Raw genomic sequence first — 21,921 nt, forward strand, 5'->3', positions numbered from 1 at the left:
GGTGGCCAACACACCTTCCGCCAAAAAACGTGCAAAACAGGCTGAGAAGCGTCGCAGCCACAACGCCAGCCTGCGTTCCATGGTTCGTACCTACATCAAGAATGTAGTTAAAGCCATCGACACCAAAGACGCTGAAAAAGCCCAAGCTGCTTACGTTCTGGCCGTGCCAGTTATCGACCGTATGGCTGATAAAGGCATCATCCACAAGAACAAGGCCGCTCGTCATAAGAGCCGCCTGAATGGCCACATCAAGGCTCTGAACGTCGCTGCAGCAGCCTAAGTGGTAAAAACTGCAACGTAGCTCAGGTTACGTAACAGTTAAGAAATGCCCCGTACCGAAAGGTCCGGGGCATTTTTGTTTTCTGGAATGCACAGAACCAAATCTGTCAGAGGGCTATTTTCAAACAAAAAAAAAGCCCCGAACCAGTCGGGGCGTTTTTTCTACCTATTGATCAAACCACAATCAATGGTGATGACCACCTTCACCGTGGACGTGGCCGTGAGCTACTTCTTCTTGGGAAGCGTCACGAATGGCGACGATCTTCACTTGGAAGTTCAGGCGCTGGCCAGCCAGAGGGTGGTTGCCGTCGACAGTAACGTCGTCGCCGTCCAGATCACGGATAGTAACGATCTGCATTTGGCCGTCCGGCGCAGAAGCGTGGAACTGCATGCCGACTTCCAGCTCATCAACGCCTTCGAACATGCTGCGGCTCAAGGTGCTGACCAGTTCGGCGGAGTATTCGCCGTAGGCATCTTCAGGTTCTACGGCGACGGTCAGTTCATCACCGACGCTCTTGCCTTCCAGCGCCTTCTCCAGGCCTGGGATGATGTTACCTGCGCCTTGCAGGTAGACCAGCGGCGCGCCGCCGGCGGAGCTGTCGATGACCTCACCAGCGTCGTTGGTCAGGGTATAGTCGATGGAGACAGCCTTGTTAGCGGCGATCGTCATGGGGCGAGACCTTTTGCATAAGAATGAAGAACGGACAAGTTTAAACAAGGATTTGCCCGAAAGCGAACAGAACCCGGACAGACGGAGCCGATCAACGGCATCCTTGATCACTGGATTCCACCAGGACTTTGCGCTGCACTGGGTTGTCGAACTGTCCTGCGGGCACACTCAGCACCTGCGTCACCAGCCGCCATGGCAGTCGCGTGCGTGGGTGCTCGATGCGGCGCAACGCCTTGAAAAAATAGGCCAAGCCTTTGCTTGCGGCTGGTGTGCGCAAGTTCGCGAATAACGATAACCTTGGCACCTGATTCCCGGTAGGCGCTCAGCCATAGGGCACCACCGAAGCCATGCACCTCCAGAGAATTCGCATGCAAACTTTTTTTATCGCGCCCACCGATTTTGGTGTGGGTCTGACCTCCATCAGCCTTGGGCTGGTGCGTACACTTGAACGGGCCGGGCTGAAAGTCGGCTTCTTCAAACCGATTGCCCAGCCACACCCCGGCGACACCGGCCCCGAACGCTCCACCGAACTGGTGGCGCGCACCCACGGCTTGAAGCCGCCGCAGCCATTGGGCCTGGCCCATGTGGAGCGGATGCTCGGCGACGGCCAGCTCGACGAACTGCTCGAAGAAATCATCACCCTGTATCAGCAAGCCGCCGTGGGCAAAGACGTGCTGATTGTTGAAGGCATGGTGCCAACCCGTAGCGCCAGCTACGCGGCGCGGGTCAACCTGCACCTGGCCAAGAGCCTCGACGCGGAAGTTATCCTGGTGTCGGCGCCGGAAAACGAAGTACTCACAGAGTTATCAGGCCGCGTGGAGTTGCAGGCGCAACTGTTCGGCGGCCCGAAAGACCCGAAAGTACTCGGTGTAATTCTGAATAAAGTGCGCACCGACGAAAGCATGGAGGCGTTCTCGGCGCGGCTAAAAGAACATTCGCCGTTGTTGCGCAGCGGTGATTTCCGCCTGCTCGGCTGTATTCCCTACCAGCCCGAACTCAACGCGCCGCGCACTCGCGATGTGGCCGACCTGATGGGCGCGCAAATTCTCAACGCCGGTGACTACGAAAGCCGGCGCATGAGCAAAATCATCATCTGCGCGCGCACCATGCGTAACACCGTGGAGCTGCTCAAGCCCGGCGTGCTGGTAGTGACGCCGGGCGACCGCGACGACATCATCCTCGCCGTCAGCCTGGCCGCGATCAACGGTGTGCCGCTGGCCGGTTTGCTGCTTACCAGCGACACCCTGCCCGACCCGCGCATCATGGATTTGTGCCGGGGTGCGTTCCAGGCCGGCCTGCCGGTGCTGTCGGTGAGCACCGGCTCGTACGACACGGCGAACCAGCTCAACGGCCTGAACAAAGAAATCCCGATTGATGACCGCGAGCGCGCAGAAATCATCACCGACTTCGTCGCCAGCCACCTCGACGCCCGCTGGCTGCACCAACGCTGCGGCACACCACGCGAAATGCGCCTGTCGCCGGCGGTATTCCGCTACCAGTTGATCCAACGCGCTCAGGCCGCCAACAAGCGCATTGTGCTGCCCGAAGGCAGTGAGCCGCTGACCGTGCAAGCCGCCGCTATCTGCCAGGCGCGCGGCATTGCGCGCTGCGTGCTGCTGGCCAAACCTGCGGATGTGGAGGCGGTCGCCCGCGCACACGGCATCGAATTGCCCGACGGCCTGGAGATTCTGGACCCGGACCTGATTCGCCAACGCTATGTCGAACCGATGGTCGCGCTGCGTAAAAGCAAGAGCCTGAATGCCCCCATGGCCGAGCAGCAACTGGAAGACACCGTGGTGATCGCCACGATGATGCTCGCCCTGGATGAAGTGGACGGCCTGGTCTCCGGGGTTATCCATTCCACCGCGAACACCATCCGCCCAGCCCTGCAGTTGATCAAAACGGCGCCGGGCTGCACGTTGGTGTCGTCGGTATTTTTCATGCTGTTCCCCGAGCAGGTGCTGGTCTACGGCGACTGCGTGATGAACCCGCACCCAAGCGCTGCGGAACTGGCGGAAATCGCCCTGCAAAGCGCCGACTCGGCCGCGGCATTCGGCATCACCCCACGCGTGGCGATGATCAGCTACTCCAGCGGCGACTCGGCCAGCGGTGAGGAAGTCGAAAAAGTTCGCGAAGCCACCCTGCTCGCCCAAGAGCAACAAAGCTCGCTGCTGATCGACGGGCCGTTGCAGTACGACGCCGCCGCCAACGAAACCGTCGCCCGGCAATTAGCGCCCAACAGCCAGGTTGCCGGCAAGGCCACGGTGTTTGTGTTCCCCGACCTGAACACCGGCAACACCACGCATAAAGCCGTGCAACGCAGCGCCGATTGCGTGAGCCTTGGGCCAATGCTGCAAGGCCTGCGCAAACCGGTGAACGACCTGCCGCGCGGCGCTCAGGTCGACGACATCGTGTACACCATCGCGTTGACCGCGATCCAAGCCGCCAACCGACCTATGGAGATCTAAATGCTGGGTTTTCTGCCTGCCGCCGTGCGCGGGGTGATCGCGTCCCTGTTACTGGCGCTGAACACGATCCTTTTATGTTCGTTTCTGTTTATCGTCGCGCTGTTCAAGGCGCTGCCGTTCGCCAAACGTTTCAGCGAATGGCTGATGAACCACACCCACGAAGCCTGGGTGACCAATAACAAAGGCTGGATGAACCTGGTACGGCGCACGCGCTGGCACCTGACCGGCCTTGAAGGCCTGGACTATGAGCACTCCTACCTGGTGACCAGTAACCACCAGAGCTGGGTCGACATCATGGTGCTGCAATACGTGCTCAACCGACGCATTCGCCCGCTGAAGTTCTTCCTCAAGCAGGAACTGATCTGGGTGCCGGTGATTGGCCTGGCGTGGTGGGCCTTGGGTTTCCCGTTCATGAAGCGCTACACCAAAGCCTACCTGGAGAAACACCCGGAGAAAAAAGGCAAAGACTTGGCAACCACCCGCAAAACCTGTGCGAAGTTTCGCGACAACCCGGTGGGCATTTTCAACTTTGCTGAAGGCACGCGGTTTACGCCGGGCAAACATGCCCAGCAGAAATCGCCGTTTCGCTATCTGCTCAAGCCCAAGGCCGGTGGCATCGCGTTTGTGCTGGATGCCATGGGCGAGCAATTGAAGTCACTGGTCAACGTGACCATCCACTACCCTGCCGGGCGCCCCGGCTATTGGGATTTGCTCTGCGGGAATGTGAAGGACGTGGTGGTGCACTTTGAAGAGGTGCAGATTCCGGCCGAATTTATCGGCAAGAATTATGAGCAGGATGGCGAGTATCGGTTGGCGTTCCAGGGCTGGATCAACCGGCTGTGGGAAGACAAGGACGAATTGCTCGCCAAATTGCACACAGATTATCCCGCCAGTCACTGATCAAAATGTGGGAGCGGGCTTGCTCGCTCCCACATTTGACCGAGTTGTTTTCAAGACCCCATAAAAAAGCCCGCCAACGTGGCGGGCTTTTTTGTGCGCGTAAAGCTTAGATCGCGCCGCGCTGACGCAGCAGCTCCAGCACTTGCTTGACGCTGTCTTCCAGCGACAGGGCCTGGGTGTCGATCACCAAGTCGGCATTCAACGGCACGTCGTACGGGAAGGACTCGCCAGGGATGTTATCCCCACCGGCGGCGTACAAACCTTGCGGGTCGCGTTCAGCGCACACCAGTGGCGATGCCTGCACGTAAACCGTGAGCAGGCGGTCGGCACCGATCAGCGCCTTGGCCTGTTCGCGGCCTTCGGCATCCGGCGCGACGAAGGCGGCCAGAGTCAGCAAGCCAGCTTCGTTGAACTGACGCGCAACGTGAGCGGCACGCCGCCAGTTTTCGGTGCGCCCGGCACGGTCCTGCGGCAACCCTTTGTTGAGGTCGTGACGCAGGTTCTGGCCGTCGAGTACAAACACCGCACGGCCCATGTCGAACAGTTTGCGCTCAACCGCGTAGGCCAAGGTGCTTTTGCCGGCGCCCGACAGGCCGCTGAACAACACGGTGGCCGGCTGCTGGCCGAAGCGCTGGGCGCGTTCTTCGGTGCCTACATGGGCAAGGCTGCCGTGTTGCGCAGCGCCGCCATGGTTGACCGGAGGCGCGATGATCATGCCCGCAGCCACAGTGCCATTGGTCAGGCGGTCGATGACGATAAACGCACCGGTGGTGCGGTTGCTGTCGTAACCGTCCAGCGCGATGGCCGCGTCGAGGCTGACTTTGACCCGGCCTATCTCGTTCAACTGTAAAGAGCTTGCCGGGCCTTCGGCCAGGGTGTTCACGTCCACACGGTGCACGATGCTGGTGATGGAACCCGGCACGTAGCTGGTGGCACGTTTGATGTCGTATTTCTTGCCCGGCAGCATCGGTTCTTCGGCCATCCACACCAGCATGGCGTCGAAGGCGTCGGTCACTTGCGGCACGTTATCGGCATGCACCAGCAGGTCGCCACGCGAGATGTCGATCTCGTCTTCCATGGTCAGGGTCACGGCCTGGCCAGGGCCTGCTTGCTCCAACTCACCGTCGAAGGTGACGATGGATTTGACGCGGCTGCTCTTGCCCGACGGCAGCACCACAACTTCGTCGCCCTTGTGCACGATGCCGCTGGCGAGGGTGCCGGCAAAACCACGGAAGTTCAGGTTCGGACGGTTGACGTACTGCACCGGAAAACGCAGATCGGTGTAGTTGCGGTCGTTGGCGATCTCGACGGTTTCGAGAATCTCCATCAGCGACTGGCCGGTGTACCAGGGCGAACGCTCGCTCTTGTTCACCACGTTGTCGCCCTTGAGCGCCGACATCGGCACGAACGCCATGGTGCTCGGCTTGAACGCGATGCCGTCGGCGAACTTCAGGTAATCGGCCTTGATCTGCTCGAATACGCTTTGGTCAAAGCCATTGATGTCCATCTTGTTGACGGCCACCACGATGTGCTTGATGCCCAGCAACGAGGCGATAAAGCTGTGGCGACGGGTCTGGGTCTGCACGCCGTAGCGCGCGTCGATCAGAATAATCGCCAGGTCACAGGTAGACGCGCCGGTGGCCATGTTGCGGGTGTACTGCTCATGGCCAGGGGTATCGGCAATGATGAATTTGCGTTTGGCGGTAGAGAAGTAGCGGTAGGCAACATCAATGGTGATGCCCTGCTCGCGCTCGGCCTGCAGGCCGTCGACCAGCAAGGCCAGGTCGATGTCATCGCCGGTGGTGCCGGATTTTTTCGAATCGCGGGTGATGGCTTCCAGGTGATCTTCGTAGATCATCTTGGAGTCGTGCAACAGGCGCCCGATCAGGGTGCTCTTGCCGTCGTCGACGTTGCCGCAGGTCAGGAAGCGCAACATTTCCTTGCGCTCGTGCTGGCCCAGGTAGGCGAGGATGTCCTCGCTGATCAAATCAGATACGTGCGACATGACAGCCCCTTAGAAATAGCCTTGACGTTTTTTATCTTCCATCGAGCCTGCGCCATCGTGGTCGATGACACGGCCCTGGCGCTCGGAAGTTCGCGTCAGGAGCATTTCCTGAATGATGTCCGTCAGCGTCTCGGCTTCGGACTCCACCGCGCCCGTCAACGGGTAGCAGCCAAGGGTACGGAAACGTACTTTCTTTTTGACGATGCGGGCTTTGTCTTCGTCGGACAAGTGCTCGAGGATGCGGTCGTCGTCGATCATGATCAACGTGCCGTTCTTCTCGATCACGTCGCGTTCGGCGGCAAAGTACAGCGGCACGATCGGGATGCCTTCCAGATAGATGTACTGCCAGATGTCCAGCTCGGTCCAGTTGGACAGCGGGAACACGCGGATCGACTCACCCTTGTTGACGTTGCCGTTGTAGACGTTCCACAGTTCCGGGCGCTGGTTTTTCGGGTCCCAGCGGTGCTTGCTGTCGCGGAACGAGTACACGCGCTCTTTGGCGCGGGATTTCTCTTCATCGCGACGCGCACCACCAAACGCTGCGTCGAAACCATGCTTGTCCAACGCCTGCTTGAGGCCTTCGGTCTTCATGATGTCGGTGTGCTTGGCGCTGCCGTGGGTGAACGGGTTGATGTTCTGCGCCACGCCGTCCGGGTTGATGTGGGTGATCAGGTCCAGGCCGAGGTCTTCGACCATTTTGTCGCGGAACCTGTACATCTCCTGGAATTTCCAGCGGGTGTCGACGTGCATCACCGGGAACGGCAGTTTGCCCGGAAAAAAGGCCTTGCGCGCCAAGTGCAGCATCACGGCGGAGTCTTTACCGATCGAGTAGAGCATCACCGGGTTATCGAACTCGGCGGCGACCTCGCGGATGATGTGGATGCTTTCCGCCTCCAGCTGTTTCAGATGCGTCAGTTTGTCGACCATGGTTACTCACGGAAAAACGATCTTGTGGACGGCCAGCGGGCCGTGTTCGAGCGGGGCATGCTAGCACAGCACCTTCTTCTATTCAGGGAGCTGGCTAGATCGAAACGGTATATGAATATGCCCCGCAGTTTGGCCCTTGCGATCTATGAACGGCGGCCATTGTGGGAGGGGGCTTGCTCCCGAGGGCGGTGGTTCAGTCAATGAATGCGCTGAATGACACACTGCAATCGGGAGCAAGCCGCCTCCCACATTTTGCCCGGCGTTGCGGATCAGATCGGGTTCGGGCAGTCGATGAACAGATGTTCCAGGGCAAAACGCCGCGCCAGATATTCACCCAGCGCCTGCACGCCATAACGCTCGGTGGCGTGATGGCCGGCGGCGATAAAGCTGATGTCGTTTTCGCGCGCGCTGTGAAAGGTTTGCTCCGACGCCTCACCGCTCAGGTACAGGTCGACACCCGCTGCAATCGCCTGGTCTATGTAGCCCTGCCCGCCGCCGGTGCACCAGCCGACGCGGCGGATCATTTCGCTGCCTTCGATCAACAGCGGCTCGCGGCCCATTACGTCTTGCACCCGGCGTGCAAAATCGCGGGGTGACACAGGCTCGGCGAGGGAGCCGACCAAACCGACGATTTTCGGGTTGCCGGGGTCCAGCGGGCCTTCTACGGTGATGTCCAGTTGGCGCGCCAACTGCACGTTATTGCCCACGTCCGGGTGCAGGTCCAGTGGCAAGTGGTAGGCCAACAGGCTGATGTCGTGCTTGAGCAGGGTTTTCAGGCGGCGCTGTTTCATGCCGGTAATGCACGGGTTTTCGCCCTTCCAGAAATAACCGTGGTGCACCAGCACCAGGTCGGCCTGGGCTTCGACGGCGGCGTCCAGCAGAGCTTGGCTTGCGGTCACCCCGCTGACGATGCGCATCACTTGCGGGCGCCCTTCAACCTGCAGGCCATTGGGGCAATAATCGGCAATTTTTGCGCTGCCGAGGTAGCGGTCCGCTTCCTCGACGAGGGTGCTCAAAGCAACGGCCATAAAAGACTCCTAAATATCCCGTTCCGAGGCGCACGCAGCCTCGTATAATGCGCGACATTATGGGCGCTCTCCCGCCCCCTGCAACCTGTCAGGACTTACTTGATGCTCAAGGCACTGCGTTTTTTTGGATGGCCATTGTTGGCTGGCGTGCTGATCGCGACGTTGATTATTCAGCGTTATCCCCAGTGGGTGGGCTTGCCAAGCCTGGATGTGAACCTGCAACAGGCACCGCAAACCAGCTCGGTGGTGCAAGGCCCGGTGACCTATGCCGACGCGGTGGTGATCGCCGCCCCTGCCGTGGTCAACCTGTACACCACCAAGGTCATCAACAAACCGGCGCATCCGTTGTTTGAAGACCCACAGTTTCGCCGCTATTTTGGCGACAACGGGCCAAAGCAGCGCCGCATGGAGTCGAGCCTCGGTTCCGGTGTGATCATGAGCCCGGAGGGCTACATCCTCACCAACAACCACGTGACCACAGGCGCCGACCAAATTGTGGTGGCCCTGCGCGACGGCCGTGAAACCCTGGCACGCGTGGTCGGCAGTGACCCGGAAACCGACCTTGCGGTACTCAAAATTGATTTAAAAAGCCTGCCGTCGATCACCATCGGCCGCTCCGAAGGGCTGCGCGTGGGCGATGTGGCGCTGGCGATCGGTAACCCGTTCGGCGTCGGCCAAACCGTGACCATGGGCATTATCAGCGCCACCGGGCGTAATCAGCTGGGGCTTAACAGCTACGAAGACTTTATCCAGACCGATGCCGCGATCAACCCGGGTAACTCCGGCGGCGCGCTGGTGGATGCGAATGGCAACCTGACCGGGATCAACACGGCGATTTTCTCCAAATCCGGCGGTTCCCAAGGCATCGGCTTTGCGATCCCGGTGAAGCTGGCGATGGAAGTGATGAAATCGATCATCGAGCATGGCCAGGTGATTCGTGGCTGGCTCGGGATTGAAGTGCAGCCGCTGACCAAAGAGTTGGCCGAGTCGTTTGGCCTGACCGGACGCCCCGGCATCGTAGTGGCCGGGATCTTCCGCGACGGTCCGGCGCAGAAAGCCGGCCTGCAACTGGGTGACGTGATTCTGAGCATCAACGGCGAACCGGCAGGCGATGGCCGCAAGTCGATGAACCAGGTAGCGCGGATCAAACCGACCGATAAGGTCGCGATCCAGGTGATGCGCAACGGCAAAGAGATCAAGCTGATGGCCGAAATCGGCCTGCGCCCACCACCTGCGCCGGTGAAAGAAGAGGAATAAACCCGCTCAACTGGGTGCCCGTTCGCGGGCACCTGTAAGCTTATATTTCAAAGAGCAGCGATTCTCATTGGTCATGTTATATTGTTTCAATATAGACATTGGAACGCTCTATCATGCCGTCTCGAAGAATCGCACCCTTGGCTGGCCTGGCCTTGGGTTTACTGCTGGACCCTGCCTTTGCAGAAGAAAACACCGTAGAACTCGACACCATCAGCGTCACCAGCGACGCCTATGAGTCCGCCACCAGCCCGGTCAAAGGCTACCGCGCGACCCGCTCCGCCAGCGCGACCAAGACCGACACGGCGCTGCGCGACATCCCGCAATCGATCAGCGTGATTCCCGCCACGGTACTCAAAGACCTCGGCAGTACCAGTGTGGAGCGCGCCCTGGAGTTTGCTGGCGGCGTATCCAAGCAAAACAACTTCGGCGGCCTCACGCTCTACGAATACAGCGTGCGCGGCTTCACCACCTCAGAGTTCTATCAGGACGGTTTCAGCGCCAACCGTGGCTACCCAAGCACACCGGACGCGGCCAATATCGAGCGCATTGAAGTGCTCAAAGGCCCCGCGGCCAGTCTGTATGGGCGTGGCGATCCGGGCGGCACGGTGAATATCGTCACCAAGAAGCCTCAGCCGGATGCCTTTACCACCGTGCAAACCAGCGCTGGCAGTTGGGACCGCTACCGCACGGCGCTGGATGTGAACACGCCGCTGGACGCCGAGGGCCAAGTGCTGTCGCGGGTTAACCTGGCGGTGGAAGACAACCACAGCTTTCGCGATCACGTGGGCGCCAAGCGTGTGTTCGTCGCGCCGTCTTTCAGTTGGCAATTGAACCCGGATACCAGCCTGCTGGTGGAAAGCGAATTCGTGCGCCACAGCTCAACGTTCGACCGTGGCATCGTCGACGCCAGCGGTGTATCGCGCGCAACCTTCCTCGGCGAACCCAACGATGGCGACATCCGCAACCACAACAACCGCCTGCAAGCCGCCCTCGAACATCACCTTAACGACGCCTGGAAACTCCGCCTCGCCAGCCACTATAAACAGGGCAGCCTGTGGGGCGATGCCTCGGAAAACCGCGCGCTGAATGCCGACGGCCACACCGTCAACCGCCGCTACCGCGAACGCGCAACGGGCTGGCACGACAGCATTACCCAACTGGAATTGCGCGGCCTGTTTGACATTGGCAGTTGGCAGCATGAACTGCTGATCGGCACCGAATACGAGGACTACCGCAAGCAGGAGCGCGTCACCGCGATTGGCGGCAGCCCCTATGCCATCGACATTTACAACCCGGCTTACGGCCAGCCCAAACCCAACGGCGCGCGCTCCGGCACCGATTTCTTCGAGCAGGTGAAAAGCCAGGCGCTGAACCTGCAAGACCAGATCGTCTTCACCGACCGCCTGCGCGGTATGCTCGGCGCGCGGTTCGAGCATTTCGAGCAAAGCACCGATGACTTCACCCGTAACAACGCCAAGAGCCGGCAAACCCACGATGCGTTGACCCAACGCGCCGGTTTGCTCTACCAGCTCACGCCGCAGGTTGGCGTGTTCGCCAACGCGTCCACCTCATTCAAACCGAACAACGGCCTGGACGCCGCCGGCAAATCGTTCAAGCCCGAAGAAGGCGTGGGTTACGAAGTGGGTATCAAAACCGAGCTGTTCGACGACCGCCTCAGCGCCACCCTCGCCGCCTTCCATATCGAAAAGGAAAATGTGCTGGCGCTGGACCCGGCCACCGACACCAACCGCGCCATGGGCAAAGCGCGCAGCCAGGGTGTTGACCTGCAATTGAGCGGGCAACTGACCGATGCCATACGCGTCATCGGCGCGTTTGCCTACATCGACGCCGAAGTGACCAAAGGCGACAAGGCGATTCCAGCCGGCAGCCGGATTCTCGGCGTGGCCAAGCGCAGCGGCAGTCTGTTGGGTGTGTATGAGTTCCAGGAGGGGGCGTTACGCGGCTCGGACCTCGGCGCAGCGTTCACCTATGTGGGGGATCGCTCCGGCGAAGCAGGCGGCAGCTTCGAACTGCCGGCCTACCACACCGTCGATTTACTCGCGCATTACAAGGCCACGGAAAATGTCACCGTGGGCCTGAACCTCAACAACCTGTTCGATGAAAAGTACTACGAGCGCTCCTACAGCAATTACTGGGTCAACCCCGGAGAGCCGCGCAATTTCACCGTCAGTTTGACCCTCAACCTCTAACGCTCGCGCCTACAGTTGCTGCGGCGCGCGCTCGCACAGGGTGTTAAGCGCCGCAGCCCATTGCGGCGCATCGTTGAGGCACGGCACCAGTACCAGCTCCTCGCCCCCGGCTTCGCGGAACTGTTCCAGCCCGCGATCGCCAATCTCTTCCAGCGTCTCGATGCAGTCGGCAACAAACGCCGGGCACATCACCAGCAGCTTTTTCACGCCTTGCCCGGCCAGCGCTTCAAGGCTGGCTTCGGTGTAGGGTTCGATCCACTTGGCGCGGCCCAAACGCGATTGGAAGGCGACTGACCATTTACCGTCCGGCAAGCCCATGCGCGCGGCAAAGTCCCGGGCGACGCTGAAGCACTGCGCGCGATAGCACGTGGCAAGTACCTCAGGCGAGGCGTTCTTGCAGCAGTCGGCGTCCTTGAAACAGTGTTGGCCGGTCGGGTCGAGCTTCTTCAAGTGGCGCTCGGGCAGGCCGTGAAAACTCAGCAGCAAGTGATCAAAATCATCTTCTACGTACGGCTTGGCACTCGTGACCAACGCGTCGAGGTATTCCGGCTGATCGTAGAACGGTTGCAGGATCGAGAACTGCACATTGAGTTTCTTGTCACGCACCACACGCCTGGCTTCTTCAATCACGGTGGTCACGGTGCTGTCGGCAAACTGCGGGTACAGCGGCGCCAGGGTAATCTTTTGAATGCCTTGAGCGGCGAGCCGCGTGAGGGTCGTTTCAAGCGAAGGCTCGCCATAGCGCATGGCCAATTCGACCGGGCCGTGTGTCCATTGTGTGATCATCTGCTGTTGCAGGCGGCGGCTGAGCACCACCAGCGGCGAACCCTCGTCCCACCAGATCGACGCGTAGGCATGCGCCGACTGCTCGGGGCGCTTGATGCAAATCAGCGACACCAGCAAGCGGCGCACCGGCCAAGGCAGGTCGATCACGTAAGGGTCCATCAGGAACTGATTAAGGTAGCTGCGCACATCGGCCACCGAAGTGGATGCCGGTGAACCCAGGTTGACCAGTAACAACGCGTGATCAGTCATGCAACATCCTATCTTCAAAGGCGGCTGGATAAGTCTTCCAGGGCCGCGTGCAACTCAGTGAACTGAAAAGTGAAACCGGCGGCCTGCAGCCGTTCGGGAATTGCCTTCTGCCCGCCCAGTAACAAGCCGGACAATTCGCCCAGCCCCACCTTTAACGCAAACGCCGGCATTGGCATGAACGCGGGGCGGTGCAGCACGTGGCCGAGGGTTTTGGCGAACTCGCGGTTACGCACCGGGTGTGGCGCGCAGGCATTATAAGGACCGCGGGCATCAGCGTTGTGCAGAAGAAAATCAATCAGGGCGATTTGATCGTCGATATGCACCCAGGGCATCCACTGCCGACCGTTGCCAATCGGCCCGCCCAACCCCAGCTTGAACGGCAGCAACAGCCGCGACAAAAAGCCGCCCTTGGCCGACAGCACCAGGCCCGTGCGCACCAGCACCACCCGCACGCCCAATGCTTCGGCGCGCAGGGCGGTTTCTTCCCAGGCAATACACAACTGGCTGGGGAAATCGTCCTGTACCGGGCCACTGTCCTCGGTCAACTCGCGCTCGCCGCCGTCGCCGTACCAACCCACCGCAGAGCCGGAAATCAGCACCGCCGGTTTTTGCGCCAGGCCCTCCACCCAGGCCAGCAGGGTTTCGGTGTGGCCGATGCGGCTGCGCCACAACAGCGCCTTGCGCTTTTTGGTCCACGGGCGGTCGGCAATCGGCGCGCCAGCCAGGTTGATCACCGCGTCCACATTACCGGTCACGTCTTGCAAGCGGCCGACACCCTGCACCTGCGCACCGCACCAACGGGCGACAGTGTCTGGTTCACGGCTCCAAACGGTCAGGCGATGCCCTTGGGCAAGCCAATGCTGGCAGAGTTGGCGGCCGATCAGGCCTGTACCGCCGGTCAGCAAAATGTGCATGGGACGCTCCTCATGTAACGTTCGCCGCCCGTCACTGGTCTATTTTATAGGCAGGGATGATGCGTAATCGGGCGTGGTCTTGGTTTAAGCAACAGGTGCCTGCAGCACGTTCAAGCCTGCGCTTTAACCATAGGTCACGCTGTAAGAACAGGTACGCCAAAACTTATACTAAAAAACAATATTGTACAGCTATTGGTGTCGGCGTAGTCTGTACCCAACGGTAAAACGAGGCCTCCCATGACTGTTCCCATCGCGATCATCGGCACCGGCATCGCCGGTCTCTCCGCCGCCCGAGCGTTACAAGACGCGGGGCATGTGGTGCAACTCTTCGATAAAAGCCGCGGCAGTGGCGGCCGCATGTCCAGCAAGCGCAGTGACGCTGGCGCGCTCGACATGGGTGCGCAGTATTTCACCGCCCGCGACCGGCGCTTCGTCAACGAAGTGCAACGCTGGCAAAGCCACGGCTGGGCCGAACAGTGGAAGCCGCAGCTGTATAACTTCAAGTCCGGCCAACTCACGCCCTCCCCCGATGAACAGATCCGCTGGGTCGGCACGCCGCGCATGAGCGCAATCACCCGCGCGCTGCTCGATGACTTGCCGGTGACATTCGGTTGCCGCATCACCGATGTGTTCCAAGGCAAACAGCACTGGAACTTGCTGGACGCCGACGGCGGCAACCATGGCCCATTCAGCCACGTCATTATTGCCACCCCGGCGCCGCAAGCCACCGCGCTGCTGGCCGCCGCGCCCAAGCTTGCGAGCGCGCCGCCGGGGTAAAAATGGACCCGACGTGGGCCATCGCACTGGCCTTCGACAAACCCCTGGAGACGCCGATGGAAGGCTGCTTTGTGCAAGACAGCCCGCTCGACTGGCTGGCGCGCAACCGCAGCAAACCCGGGCGCGATGCAGCCCTGGACACGTGGGTGTTGCACGCCACGAGTGCATGGAGCAAGGCGCATCTCGACCTGCCTAAAGAAGCGGTGATCGAGCACCTGCACGGCGCCTTCGCAGAACTGTTGCACAGCGCCATGCCGGCGCCGTCCTTCAGCCTGGCGCATCGCTGGCTCTACGCACGGCCGTCCGGCGCGCATGAGTTCGGCGTGTTGGCCGACGCCGACCTGGGCCTTTACGTGTGCGGCGACTGGTGCCTCTCCGGCCGTGTCGAAGGCGCTTGGCTGAGCGGCCAGGAAGCCGCGCGCCGCTTAATCGAGAACCTGTAATGAATCAGATCAACCCAGCCAAATTGCTGCTGTCAAAGTGGACGGCAGCGCGCCCCAGCAACAAAGAGAAACATTTTTTGGTAACCGAGTTGTTTAGGGACGAAGAAGGCACCGTGCTTGAAATCGAGCTACAGGCCATTATGACCCGGCGCGCTGAACGCCTGGCGTGGCAAACCCTGCAAAACGACGACGACTGGCGAATCGGCTGGAAATAGCCCCCTCCGCAATTACTTGTACAAAATATTTGACTTGTACAGCATCAAACCTATGATGAGGTTAAGTTGTACAGAACTTGCAGTTTGTACAGGTATCTTGCAGAGGTTTGATCATGTCCGACACCGCAAAACCGAAGATCGCCATCAGCGCCTGCCTGCTGGGCGAGAACGTGCGCTTCAACGGCGGACATAAACAATCGCTGCTGTGCAGCCAAACCCTCGCCGACTATTTCGACTTTGTGCCGCTGTGCCCTGAAGTCGCCATCGGCTTGGGTATTCCGCGCGAGCCGATTCGCCTGGTGGGCGACCCGGCCAACCCACAAGCGGTCGGCAGCGTGCGCCGCGAACTGAATGTGACGCAGCCGCTGGACGACTACGGCCAGCAGATGGCGGCCGAGCATACCGACTTGTGCGGCTATATCTTTATGCAGAAGTCGCCGTCGTGCGGCCTCGAAAGGGTCAAGGTCTACCGTGATAACGGCACGCCCGTCGACGGTGGCGGGCGGGGTATCTACGCCCAGGCATTTTGCGCACGCCACCCCAACCTGCCGGTCGAAGAAGACGGCCGACTGAATGACCCGGTGCTGCGCGAAAACTTCCTGACCCGTGTATTCGTCTACGCCAGTTGGCAACAGCTGCTCAGCGAAGGCCTCAGCCGTCATCGCCTGCTGGGTTTTCATTCGCGCTACAAGTATTTGTTGATGGCCCACAGCCCGGCGCATTACAAAAGCCTGGGCCACTTGCTCGGCAGCATGCACAAGGGCACTGACCTGGATGAACTCGCCGCCTGCTACTTCAGCGACTTGATGACCGGGCTGAAAAAATGCGCCACGCGTGGCACCCATTCCAATGTGCTGCAACACATCAGCGGTTACCTCAAGCAGGCCATCAGCGCTGATGACAAACAGGAAATGCAAACCGTCATCGGCCAATACCGCCACGGCATCGTGCCGCTGGTGGTGCCACTGACGCTGCTCAAGCACCACTTTCGCCAACACCCGGACCGTTACATCGCGCAACAGGCGTACCTGCAACCGCACCCGGAAAATCTCAGCCTGCGTAATGCGATCTAATCCATGAAAAGCGCCATTGAAGCTACCCTGCAAGACGAACCCGGCGAAGACATTGCCCAAGCCCTCGAAGACGGCTGGTTGCCGATTCGCGAAGTGGCGCGCCAAACCGGCGTCAATGCGGTGACCTTGCGCGCGTGGGAGCGCCGCTACGGCCTGATCGTGCCGCAGCGCACGGCCAAAGGGCACCGCCTGTTCAGTGACGACCACGTGCAGCGCATTCACACCATTCTGACCTGGCTCAATCGCGGCGTACCGGTCAGCCAGGTAAAAGGCTTGCTCGACTCCGCCCAATCCAGCAGCGATACCGTTGAAAATGAATGGCACGCGCTGCGCCAGACCCTGGTGAGTGCAATCAGCGAATTGGCCGAGCGCCGCGTCGACGACGCCTTCAACCAAGCCATGGCGCTGTACCCGCCGCGCACCTTGTGCGAGCAATTGATGCTGCCGCTGCTCCAGGAGCTGGAACAACGCTGGCAAGGCCAGTTCGGCGCACAGATGGAGCGGGTGTTTTTCCTGTCCTGGCTGCGCAGCAAGTTTGGCGCGCGTATTTACCACAACAACCGCCAGCTCCAAGGCCCGCCGTTGCTGCTGGTCAACCACTCCGACGTGCCGCTGGAAGCGCATTTGTGGCTGAGCGCCTGGCTGGCGAGTAGCGCCGACTGCCCGGTGGAAGTCTTCGATTGGCCGCTGCCGGCGGGCGAACTGGCGCTGGCGGTCGAGCACCTGCAACCGCGTGCGGTGCTGCTGTATTCCAGCAAAGCGTTACATTTTTCGGCTATCCCAAAACTTCTCAATGGTGTCAGTTGCCCAACGTTAATAGCCGGACCAACGGTATGCATCCACCAGGCCGAGTTAGCCGTATTAACCCGCGACACCCCTGAATTGTATGTGGCCGAAGACCCCTTGGCGGCCCACCAGATACTGCTCCAGCGTGGAATTGTTTAAATGCACTTGATCTGGCTGCGCACCGACCTGCGCCTACACGACAACACCGCCCTGGCCGCCGCGAGCCAGCGCGGCCCGATGGCGGCTGTGTACCTGATCACGCCCGAACAGTGGCTGGCGCATGATGATGCGCCGTGCAAAGTCGACTTTTGGCTGCGCAACCTGCAGCACTTGAGCCAGGCGCTTGGCGAGCTGAATATTCCCTTGCTGATTCGCACCGCCGCAACGTGGGACCAGGCACCTGATGTGCTGAGCACGCTGTGCCGGGAACTGTCGGTGCAGTCGGTGCACGTCAACGAGGAATATGGCATCCACGAAAGCCGCCGCGATGCCGCCGTGGCCAAGGCCCTGGAGGCCTGCGGCGTAACGTTTCACAGCTATCTGGACCAGTTGTTCTTCCAGCCCGGCAGCGTATTGACCAAAACCGGCACCTACTTCCAGGTGTTCAGCCAGTTCCGCAAGGTGTGCTACACACGCCTGCACAGCGCGTTGCCGCGCACCGTGGCAACGCCGAACGCACAAGCGCCGATGGCGCTGAAAAGCGACCCGATCCCGCACGCCGCTGCAGGCTTCGAGCCGCCCAGCGACAGCCTGCGCGCGCTCTGGCCGGCCGGTGAAGATGAAGCCCGGCGCCGTCTGGAGGCCTTCGCCGACCAGCAGATCAGCTACTACAAAGACGAGCGCGACTTCCCGGCCAAACCCGGTACCAGCCAGCTCTCTGCCTACCTCGCAGCGGGCGTGGTTTCGCCGCGCCAGTGCTTGCACGCCGCTTTGCAAAGCAACCAGGGTGAATTCGAAAGTGGCGACATCGGCGCCATCACCTGGATCAACGAGCTGTTATGGCGCGAGTTCTACAAGCACATTCTGGTCGGCTACCCACGTGTGTCACGCCACCGTGCATTCCGCCCCGAGACCGAAGCGGTAGCCTGGCGCAACGCGCCCAAGGACCTTGCCGCCTGGCAAGAAGCGCGCACCGGCCTGCCGATCATTGACGCCGCAATGCGCCAATTGCTCGAAACCGGCTGGATGCACAACCGCCTGCGCATGGTCGTGGCCATGTTTCTGACCAAGAACTTGTTGATCGACTGGCGCGAAGGCGAGCGCTTTTTCATGCGCCACTTGATCGACGGCGACCTGGCGGCGAACAACGGCGGCTGGCAGTGGAGTTCCTCGACCGGCACCGACTCGGCACCGTATTTCCGTATTTTCAGCCCGTTGAGCCAATCGGAAAAATTCGACAGCGAAGGCGTGTTTATCAAGCATTGGCTGCCGGAGCTGGCCGCGCTGAATAAAAAGGAAGTGCACAACCCCGAGGCGGCCGGCGGCCTGTTCGGCGTGGCGGATTACCCGCGCTCGATTGTCGACCTGAAAAAGTCCCGGGAGCGTGCATTGGCAGCGTTTCGCAGCCTGCCATCGCGCGCGGCGGCGGGAGGCGCGCATGAGTGACTTCCTGCCCAGGTTCGCCCAAGCGTTTGCGACGCTCGACAAGCATAACTTGCACCTGCTCGACAGCCTTTACAGCAAAGACATCGCGTTCACCGACCCGCTGCATGAAGTTCACGGGCTGCCCGCGATGCATCGCTACTTCACCGAGTTGTACAGCAACGTCAGCCAGCTACGTTTCGACTTCCACGGTTTTGACCCGGTGGCCGAAGGCGAAGGCTATTTGCGTTGGAAAATGAGCTTCTGCCACCCACGCCTGGCCAATGGCAAGGTGATACGGGTGGAAGGTTGTTCGCACCTGCTGTGGCGCGACAACAAGGTGTACCGCCATCGTGATTATTTCGATGCGGGCGCCCTGCTCTATGAACACTTGCCAGTACTCGGCCGCGTAGTCAGTTGGCTGAAAAGGAGAATGGGATGAGCCTCACACCGCCCCGCCGATATTGGTTGACCGGCGCCAGCAGTGGCATCGGCGCCTCACTGGCCGTGGAATTACTCAACAGCGGTGCCCACGTGGCCCTCAGCTCGCGCAGCAAAGGCCCGCTGGAGGCGCTCGCTCAGCGTTATCCGGGGCAAGTGCTGGTGGTCGAAGGCGACCTGACCAACAGCCAGACCGTGCGCGAAATCGGCGAACATATCGCGCAAGTCTGGGGCTCGCTCGACACGGTAATCCTCAACGCCGGCACCTGCGAATACGTGGATGCGCGCCAGTTTGACTCGTCAATTGTCGAGCACGTGGTACGCACCAATCTACTCGCGAGCAGCTATTGCATCGAAGCGGCGCTGCCGTTGTTGCGCAAAGGCCTCACCCCGCACCTGGTGGGCGTGGCCAGCGCGGTGACCTACCTGCCGATGCCGCGCGCCGAGGCCTATGGCGCCTCCAAAGCCGGGCTGCGCTATTTGTTCGAAGCCCTGCGCATCAGCCTGTCGCCCGAGAACATCGACGTCACGGTCATCAGCCCGGGCTTTGTCGACACGCCGCTGACCGAGCGCAATGACTTCCCGATGCCGATGAGCTGGTCCGCCGATAAAGCCGCGCGGCATATCTTCGCCAAACTCGAAAAACGCCCACTGGAAATTGCCTTCCCGGCGATGTTTATCGCGACCTTGTGGCCGCTGTCGAAGCTGCCCAACCGTGTGCAACTGATCATCGGCAAACGCATGCTGCGCAGCCCGCCGCCGCAGAAGGACGACCTGTGAAGATCGCCATTATCGGCAGCGGCATTGCCGGGCTGACCAGCGCTTACCTGCTCAGCCGTCGCCACGACATTAGCGTGTTCGAAGCGGGCGAGCGCATTGGTGGGCATACCCATACGGTCAAGGTGACCGTCGAGGGTAAAGGCTATGCGGTGGACACCGGGTTTATCGTATTCAACGACTGGACCTACCCCAACTTCATCCGCCTGCTGGGGCAGATTGGCGTGACGTTCAAACCCACCGAGATGAGCTTCTCGGTGTGTGACCAGAACGCAGGTTTTGAGTACAACGGCAACAACCTCAACAGCCTGTTTGCGCAGCGGCGCAATATTCTGTCACCCGGGTTCTGGGGCATGTTGCGCGACATTTTGCGCTTCAATCGCCAAGCGCCGCTGGACCTGCAAGAGCAGCGCATCAGTGCCGAGATGACCTTGGGTGATTACCTCGAAGCCGGGGGTTATGGCCCGCGGTTTATAAAGCATTACATCGTGCCGATGGGCGCGGCGATCTGGTCGATGTCGCTGGCGGACATGCTCGGTTTTCCCCTGCAGTTCTTTGTGCGTTTTTTCAAGAACCACGGCTTGCTGTCGGTGAACAACCGGCCGCAATGGTGCGTGATCGAAGGCGGGTCGAGCAGCTACATCGAACCGCTGACGCGCAGTTTTCACCCACACATCCGCCTCAATTGCCCTGTGCATAAGGTTGAGCGCACGGGTGACGGCGTAGTTATCCACAGCCCTGCCGGCAGCGAGGCCTTTGATCACGTAGTGTTCGCCTGTCATAGCGATCAGGCGCTGGCGTTGTTGTCTGACCCAAGCCAGGCCGAACAGGAAATCCTCGGTGCGCTGCCTTACGCCGACAACGACGTGGTACTGCACACCGACACGCGCCTGCTGCCGGACCGCAAACTGGCGTGGGCCAGCTGGAACTATCGCCTCACCGGCGACGCGCAGACGCAGGCTGCCGTGACCTACGACATGAACATCCTGCAAGGCATCGACAGCGCGACCACCTTCTGCGTCAGCCTGAACCAGACGCCGATGATCAACCCGCTGAAAATCCTCGCCCGCTATACCTACGCCCACCCGCAATACAGCCTGGCAGCAGTCGCCGCGCAAGCACGTTGGCAAGAGCTGAACGGCGCACAGAACACGCATTATTGCGGCGCCTATTGGGCCAACGGTTTTCATGAAGACGGCGTGGTCAGTGCATTGCGCGTGGCCGCAGCCTTTGGGGAAACCCTGTGAACAGCGCCCTGTACAGCGGCTGGATCGCCCATCGCCGGTTTACGCCCAAGGCGCACGCCTTTCGCTACCGCATCGGCCTGCTGTACCTGGATTTAAGTGAACAAGAGCAAGTACTCGGGCTGTCGCCGCTGGCGGGCGCAAGCCGCCTGGCGCCATTCGGCTTTCGCCAGCAAGACTACCTGCGTGAATTTACGCGCCACGGCATGAGTTTGACCGATGCCGTGCGCCAGCAAGTCGGCCAGGCCTTGGGCCGTACACCGCAGGGCGCTATCTGCCTGCTGACCCAAGCGCGCAGTTGGGGCCTGGCGTTCAACCCAGTGAGTTTCTTTTATTGCTTCGAGGCCGACGGGCAACTGGCTGCGATCCTCTGTGAAGTGACCAACACGCCATGGCGCGAGCGTTATCACTACGTGCTGCCAGCGCAGGCGCTCGGCGCGGATCAACATCAACATTTCGCCGTGGCCAAGGCCTTCCATGTGTCGCCGTTTTTGCCGCGCGACCTCGAATACCGCATGAGCTTCAGCCCGCCCGCCGCCAAGCTCGGCGTGCACATGGCCGATTGGCAAGGCGAGCTGAAAGTCTTCGACGCCACCTTGAGCCTGCAGAAAGAAGCGCTGAACCGCGCCAGCCTGCATCGCTACCTGTGGCGTTTTCCGTGGATGACCGCCAAGACCTGCCTCGCCATTTATTGGCAGGCCGTGCGCCTTTTGCTCAAACGCACACCGATTTTTTCTCATCAGGCCGCCGATGGCGCCTCTCGCACTGCTGTCGGGTATAACAAGGATCGCCGCCATGAAATCCCCTAGCTTATCGGTCAAGACCAGCCGTCTGAACGTCAATGGCATGACCAGCGCATTGCTGCGCAAGGCCGTGCTGCGCCAACTCGGC

Annotated in this window: 20 protein-coding genes and 1 pseudogene; 15 read left to right on the plus strand and 6 right to left on the minus strand. The window is 60.6% G+C overall.

Annotated features, from left to right (window positions below; all coding sequences use genetic code 11):
* Position 1 precedes the first annotated feature (1 nt).
* The gene (rpsT, locus tag F0169_RS24255) at positions 2 to 280 is read left to right on the plus strand and encodes a 30S ribosomal protein S20 (RefSeq protein ID WP_003171647.1); all 279 of its coding nucleotides are present in this window, start codon (positions 2 to 4) and stop codon (positions 278 to 280) included.
* 183 nt (positions 281 to 463) lie between these two features.
* Here the strand turns inward: rpsT and F0169_RS24260 are convergent, their stop codons facing one another.
* A complete protein-coding gene (locus tag F0169_RS24260) occupies positions 464 to 949 on the minus strand; it encodes an FKBP-type peptidyl-prolyl cis-trans isomerase (protein ID WP_027606858.1) in 486 nt (161 codons plus the stop codon).
* Between F0169_RS24260 and F0169_RS24265 the strand changes: the two genes are divergently transcribed.
* The 3 genes from F0169_RS24265 to F0169_RS24275 all read left to right on the plus strand — a co-directional run bounded on the left by F0169_RS24265 (position 948) and on the right by F0169_RS24275 (position 4,317).
* Positions 948 to 1,238 (plus strand): DUF3565 domain-containing protein, encoded by a 291-nt coding sequence (locus F0169_RS24265; protein ID WP_122251898.1) that lies wholly within the window; start codon positions 948 to 950, stop codon positions 1,236 to 1,238. The genes F0169_RS24260 and F0169_RS24265 overlap by 2 nt on opposite strands.
* A 79-nt stretch (positions 1,239 to 1,317) precedes the next feature.
* Positions 1,318 to 3,417, plus strand: coding sequence for a phosphate acetyltransferase (gene pta / locus F0169_RS24270; RefSeq protein WP_152747827.1), 2,100 nt, complete (start codon positions 1,318 to 1,320; stop codon positions 3,415 to 3,417).
* On the plus strand, positions 3,418 to 4,317 hold the full coding sequence (locus tag F0169_RS24275; RefSeq protein WP_152747828.1) for an acyltransferase: 900 nt from the start codon (positions 3,418 to 3,420) through the stop codon (positions 4,315 to 4,317).
* A 106-nt stretch (positions 4,318 to 4,423) separates the two neighbouring features.
* On the opposite strand, the gene cysN is transcribed toward F0169_RS24275, so the two are convergent.
* From cysN to F0169_RS24295, 3 genes are all read right to left on the minus strand, one after another.
* Positions 4,424 to 6,322, minus strand: coding sequence for a sulfate adenylyltransferase subunit CysN (gene cysN / locus F0169_RS24280; RefSeq protein ID WP_152747829.1), 1,899 nt, complete (start codon positions 6,320 to 6,322; stop codon positions 4,424 to 4,426).
* Between the two features lie 9 nt (positions 6,323 to 6,331).
* On the minus strand, positions 6,332 to 7,249 hold the full coding sequence (gene cysD / locus F0169_RS24285; protein WP_122251901.1) for a sulfate adenylyltransferase subunit CysD: 918 nt from the start codon (positions 7,247 to 7,249) through the stop codon (positions 6,332 to 6,334).
* Between the two features lie 269 nt (positions 7,250 to 7,518).
* A complete protein-coding gene (locus F0169_RS24295) occupies positions 7,519 to 8,277 on the minus strand; it encodes a Nif3-like dinuclear metal center hexameric protein (protein WP_058411417.1) in 759 nt (252 codons plus the stop codon).
* A gap of 102 nt (positions 8,278 to 8,379) precedes the next feature.
* Here F0169_RS24295 and algW point away from each other — a divergent pair, with 102 nt between their 5' ends.
* Positions 8,380 to 9,534 (plus strand): Do family serine endopeptidase AlgW, encoded by a 1,155-nt coding sequence (algW, locus tag F0169_RS24300; RefSeq protein WP_058411418.1) that lies wholly within the window; start codon positions 8,380 to 8,382, stop codon positions 9,532 to 9,534.
* Positions 9,535 to 9,647: 113 nt separating this feature from the next.
* The gene (locus tag F0169_RS24305) at positions 9,648 to 11,744 is read left to right on the plus strand and encodes a TonB-dependent siderophore receptor (RefSeq protein ID WP_152747831.1); all 2,097 of its coding nucleotides are present in this window, start codon (positions 9,648 to 9,650) and stop codon (positions 11,742 to 11,744) included.
* A gap of 9 nt (positions 11,745 to 11,753) precedes the next feature.
* On the opposite strand, the gene hemH is transcribed toward F0169_RS24305, so the two are convergent.
* Both hemH and F0169_RS24315 read right to left on the minus strand, forming a co-directional pair.
* On the minus strand, positions 11,754 to 12,779 hold the full coding sequence (gene hemH / locus F0169_RS24310) for a ferrochelatase (RefSeq protein ID WP_152747832.1): 1,026 nt from the start codon (positions 12,777 to 12,779) through the stop codon (positions 11,754 to 11,756).
* Between the two features lie 14 nt (positions 12,780 to 12,793).
* Positions 12,794 to 13,693: a TIGR01777 family oxidoreductase gene (locus tag F0169_RS24315; protein ID WP_152747833.1), complete on the minus strand. Its 900-nt coding sequence runs from the start codon at positions 13,691 to 13,693 to the stop codon at positions 12,794 to 12,796.
* Positions 13,694 to 13,930: 237 nt separating this feature from the next.
* On the opposite strand from F0169_RS24315, the pseudogene F0169_RS24320 reads away from it, so the two are divergent.
* The 9 genes and pseudogenes from F0169_RS24320 to F0169_RS24360 all read left to right on the plus strand — a co-directional run bounded on the left by F0169_RS24320 (position 13,931) and on the right by F0169_RS24360 (position 21,839).
* Positions 13,931 to 14,913 (plus strand): annotated as a pseudogene (locus F0169_RS24320) (NAD(P)/FAD-dependent oxidoreductase).
* Complete coding sequence (locus F0169_RS24325; protein WP_058411423.1) at positions 14,913 to 15,128, plus strand: TIGR02450 family Trp-rich protein; 216 nt, start codon at positions 14,913 to 14,915, stop codon at positions 15,126 to 15,128. The pseudogene F0169_RS24320 and the gene F0169_RS24325 overlap by 1 nt, the downstream one beginning before the upstream one ends.
* Before the next feature lie 113 nt (positions 15,129 to 15,241).
* A complete protein-coding gene (locus tag F0169_RS24330) occupies positions 15,242 to 16,201 on the plus strand; it encodes a YbgA family protein (protein ID WP_058411424.1) in 960 nt (319 codons plus the stop codon).
* 15 nt (positions 16,202 to 16,216) lie between these two features.
* Positions 16,217 to 17,146 carry a MerR family transcriptional regulator gene (locus tag F0169_RS24335; protein ID WP_172979542.1) on the plus strand — a complete coding sequence of 310 codons (930 nt, stop codon included), beginning with the start codon at positions 16,217 to 16,219 and terminating at the stop codon, positions 17,144 to 17,146.
* Complete coding sequence (gene phrB, locus F0169_RS24340) at positions 17,147 to 18,592, plus strand: deoxyribodipyrimidine photo-lyase (protein ID WP_152747835.1); 1,446 nt, start codon at positions 17,147 to 17,149, stop codon at positions 18,590 to 18,592. It abuts the gene before it with no gap.
* On the plus strand, positions 18,585 to 19,010 hold the full coding sequence (locus F0169_RS24345; RefSeq protein WP_058411426.1) for a nuclear transport factor 2 family protein: 426 nt from the start codon (positions 18,585 to 18,587) through the stop codon (positions 19,008 to 19,010). Before phrB ends, F0169_RS24345 begins: the two co-directional genes overlap by 8 nt.
* On the plus strand, positions 19,007 to 19,789 hold the full coding sequence (locus F0169_RS24350) for an SDR family NAD(P)-dependent oxidoreductase (RefSeq protein WP_122251907.1): 783 nt from the start codon (positions 19,007 to 19,009) through the stop codon (positions 19,787 to 19,789). Before F0169_RS24345 ends, F0169_RS24350 begins: the two co-directional genes overlap by 4 nt.
* Positions 19,786 to 21,033: an FAD-dependent oxidoreductase gene (locus tag F0169_RS24355; protein ID WP_172979540.1), complete on the plus strand. Its 1,248-nt coding sequence runs from the start codon at positions 19,786 to 19,788 to the stop codon at positions 21,031 to 21,033. The genes F0169_RS24350 and F0169_RS24355 overlap by 4 nt, the downstream gene beginning before the upstream one ends.
* Positions 21,030 to 21,839: a DUF1365 domain-containing protein gene (locus F0169_RS24360; RefSeq protein WP_058411429.1), complete on the plus strand. Its 810-nt coding sequence runs from the start codon at positions 21,030 to 21,032 to the stop codon at positions 21,837 to 21,839. The genes F0169_RS24355 and F0169_RS24360 overlap by 4 nt, the downstream gene beginning before the upstream one ends.
* The last annotated feature ends 82 nt before the right edge of the window (positions 21,840 to 21,921 follow it).

It is taken from the genome of Pseudomonas kitaguniensis (assembly GCF_009296165.1).
Taxonomy (GTDB): Bacteria; Pseudomonadota; Gammaproteobacteria; order Pseudomonadales; family Pseudomonadaceae; genus Aquipseudomonas; species Aquipseudomonas kitaguniensis.

Coding starts and splice junctions, on each gene's coding strand:
- F0169_RS24265 (WP_122251898.1), top strand. CDS start 948: ATGGGGCGAGACCTTTTGCATAAGAATGAAGAACGGACAAGTTTAAAC.
- F0169_RS24260 (WP_027606858.1), bottom strand. CDS start 949: ATGACGATCGCCGCTAACAAGGCTGTCTCCATCGACTATACCCTGACC.
- pta (WP_152747827.1), top strand. CDS start 1,318: ATGCAAACTTTTTTTATCGCGCCCACCGATTTTGGTGTGGGTCTGACC.
- F0169_RS24275 (WP_152747828.1), top strand. CDS start 3,418: ATGCTGGGTTTTCTGCCTGCCGCCGTGCGCGGGGTGATCGCGTCCCTG.
- cysN (WP_152747829.1), bottom strand. CDS start 6,322: ATGTCGCACGTATCTGATTTGATCAGCGAGGACATCCTCGCCTACCTG.
- cysD (WP_122251901.1), bottom strand. CDS start 7,249: ATGGTCGACAAACTGACGCATCTGAAACAGCTGGAGGCGGAAAGCATC.
- F0169_RS24295 (WP_058411417.1), bottom strand. CDS start 8,277: ATGGCCGTTGCTTTGAGCACCCTCGTCGAGGAAGCGGACCGCTACCTC.
- algW (WP_058411418.1), top strand. CDS start 8,380: ATGCTCAAGGCACTGCGTTTTTTTGGATGGCCATTGTTGGCTGGCGTG.
- F0169_RS24305 (WP_152747831.1), top strand. CDS start 9,648: ATGCCGTCTCGAAGAATCGCACCCTTGGCTGGCCTGGCCTTGGGTTTA.
- hemH (WP_152747832.1), bottom strand. CDS start 12,779: ATGACTGATCACGCGTTGTTACTGGTCAACCTGGGTTCACCGGCATCC.
- F0169_RS24315 (WP_152747833.1), bottom strand. CDS start 13,693: ATGCACATTTTGCTGACCGGCGGTACAGGCCTGATCGGCCGCCAACTC.
- F0169_RS24325 (WP_058411423.1), top strand. CDS start 14,913: ATGAATCAGATCAACCCAGCCAAATTGCTGCTGTCAAAGTGGACGGCA.
- F0169_RS24330 (WP_058411424.1), top strand. CDS start 15,242: ATGTCCGACACCGCAAAACCGAAGATCGCCATCAGCGCCTGCCTGCTG.
- phrB (WP_152747835.1), top strand. CDS start 17,147: ATGCACTTGATCTGGCTGCGCACCGACCTGCGCCTACACGACAACACC.
- F0169_RS24345 (WP_058411426.1), top strand. CDS start 18,585: ATGAGTGACTTCCTGCCCAGGTTCGCCCAAGCGTTTGCGACGCTCGAC.
- F0169_RS24350 (WP_122251907.1), top strand. CDS start 19,007: ATGAGCCTCACACCGCCCCGCCGATATTGGTTGACCGGCGCCAGCAGT.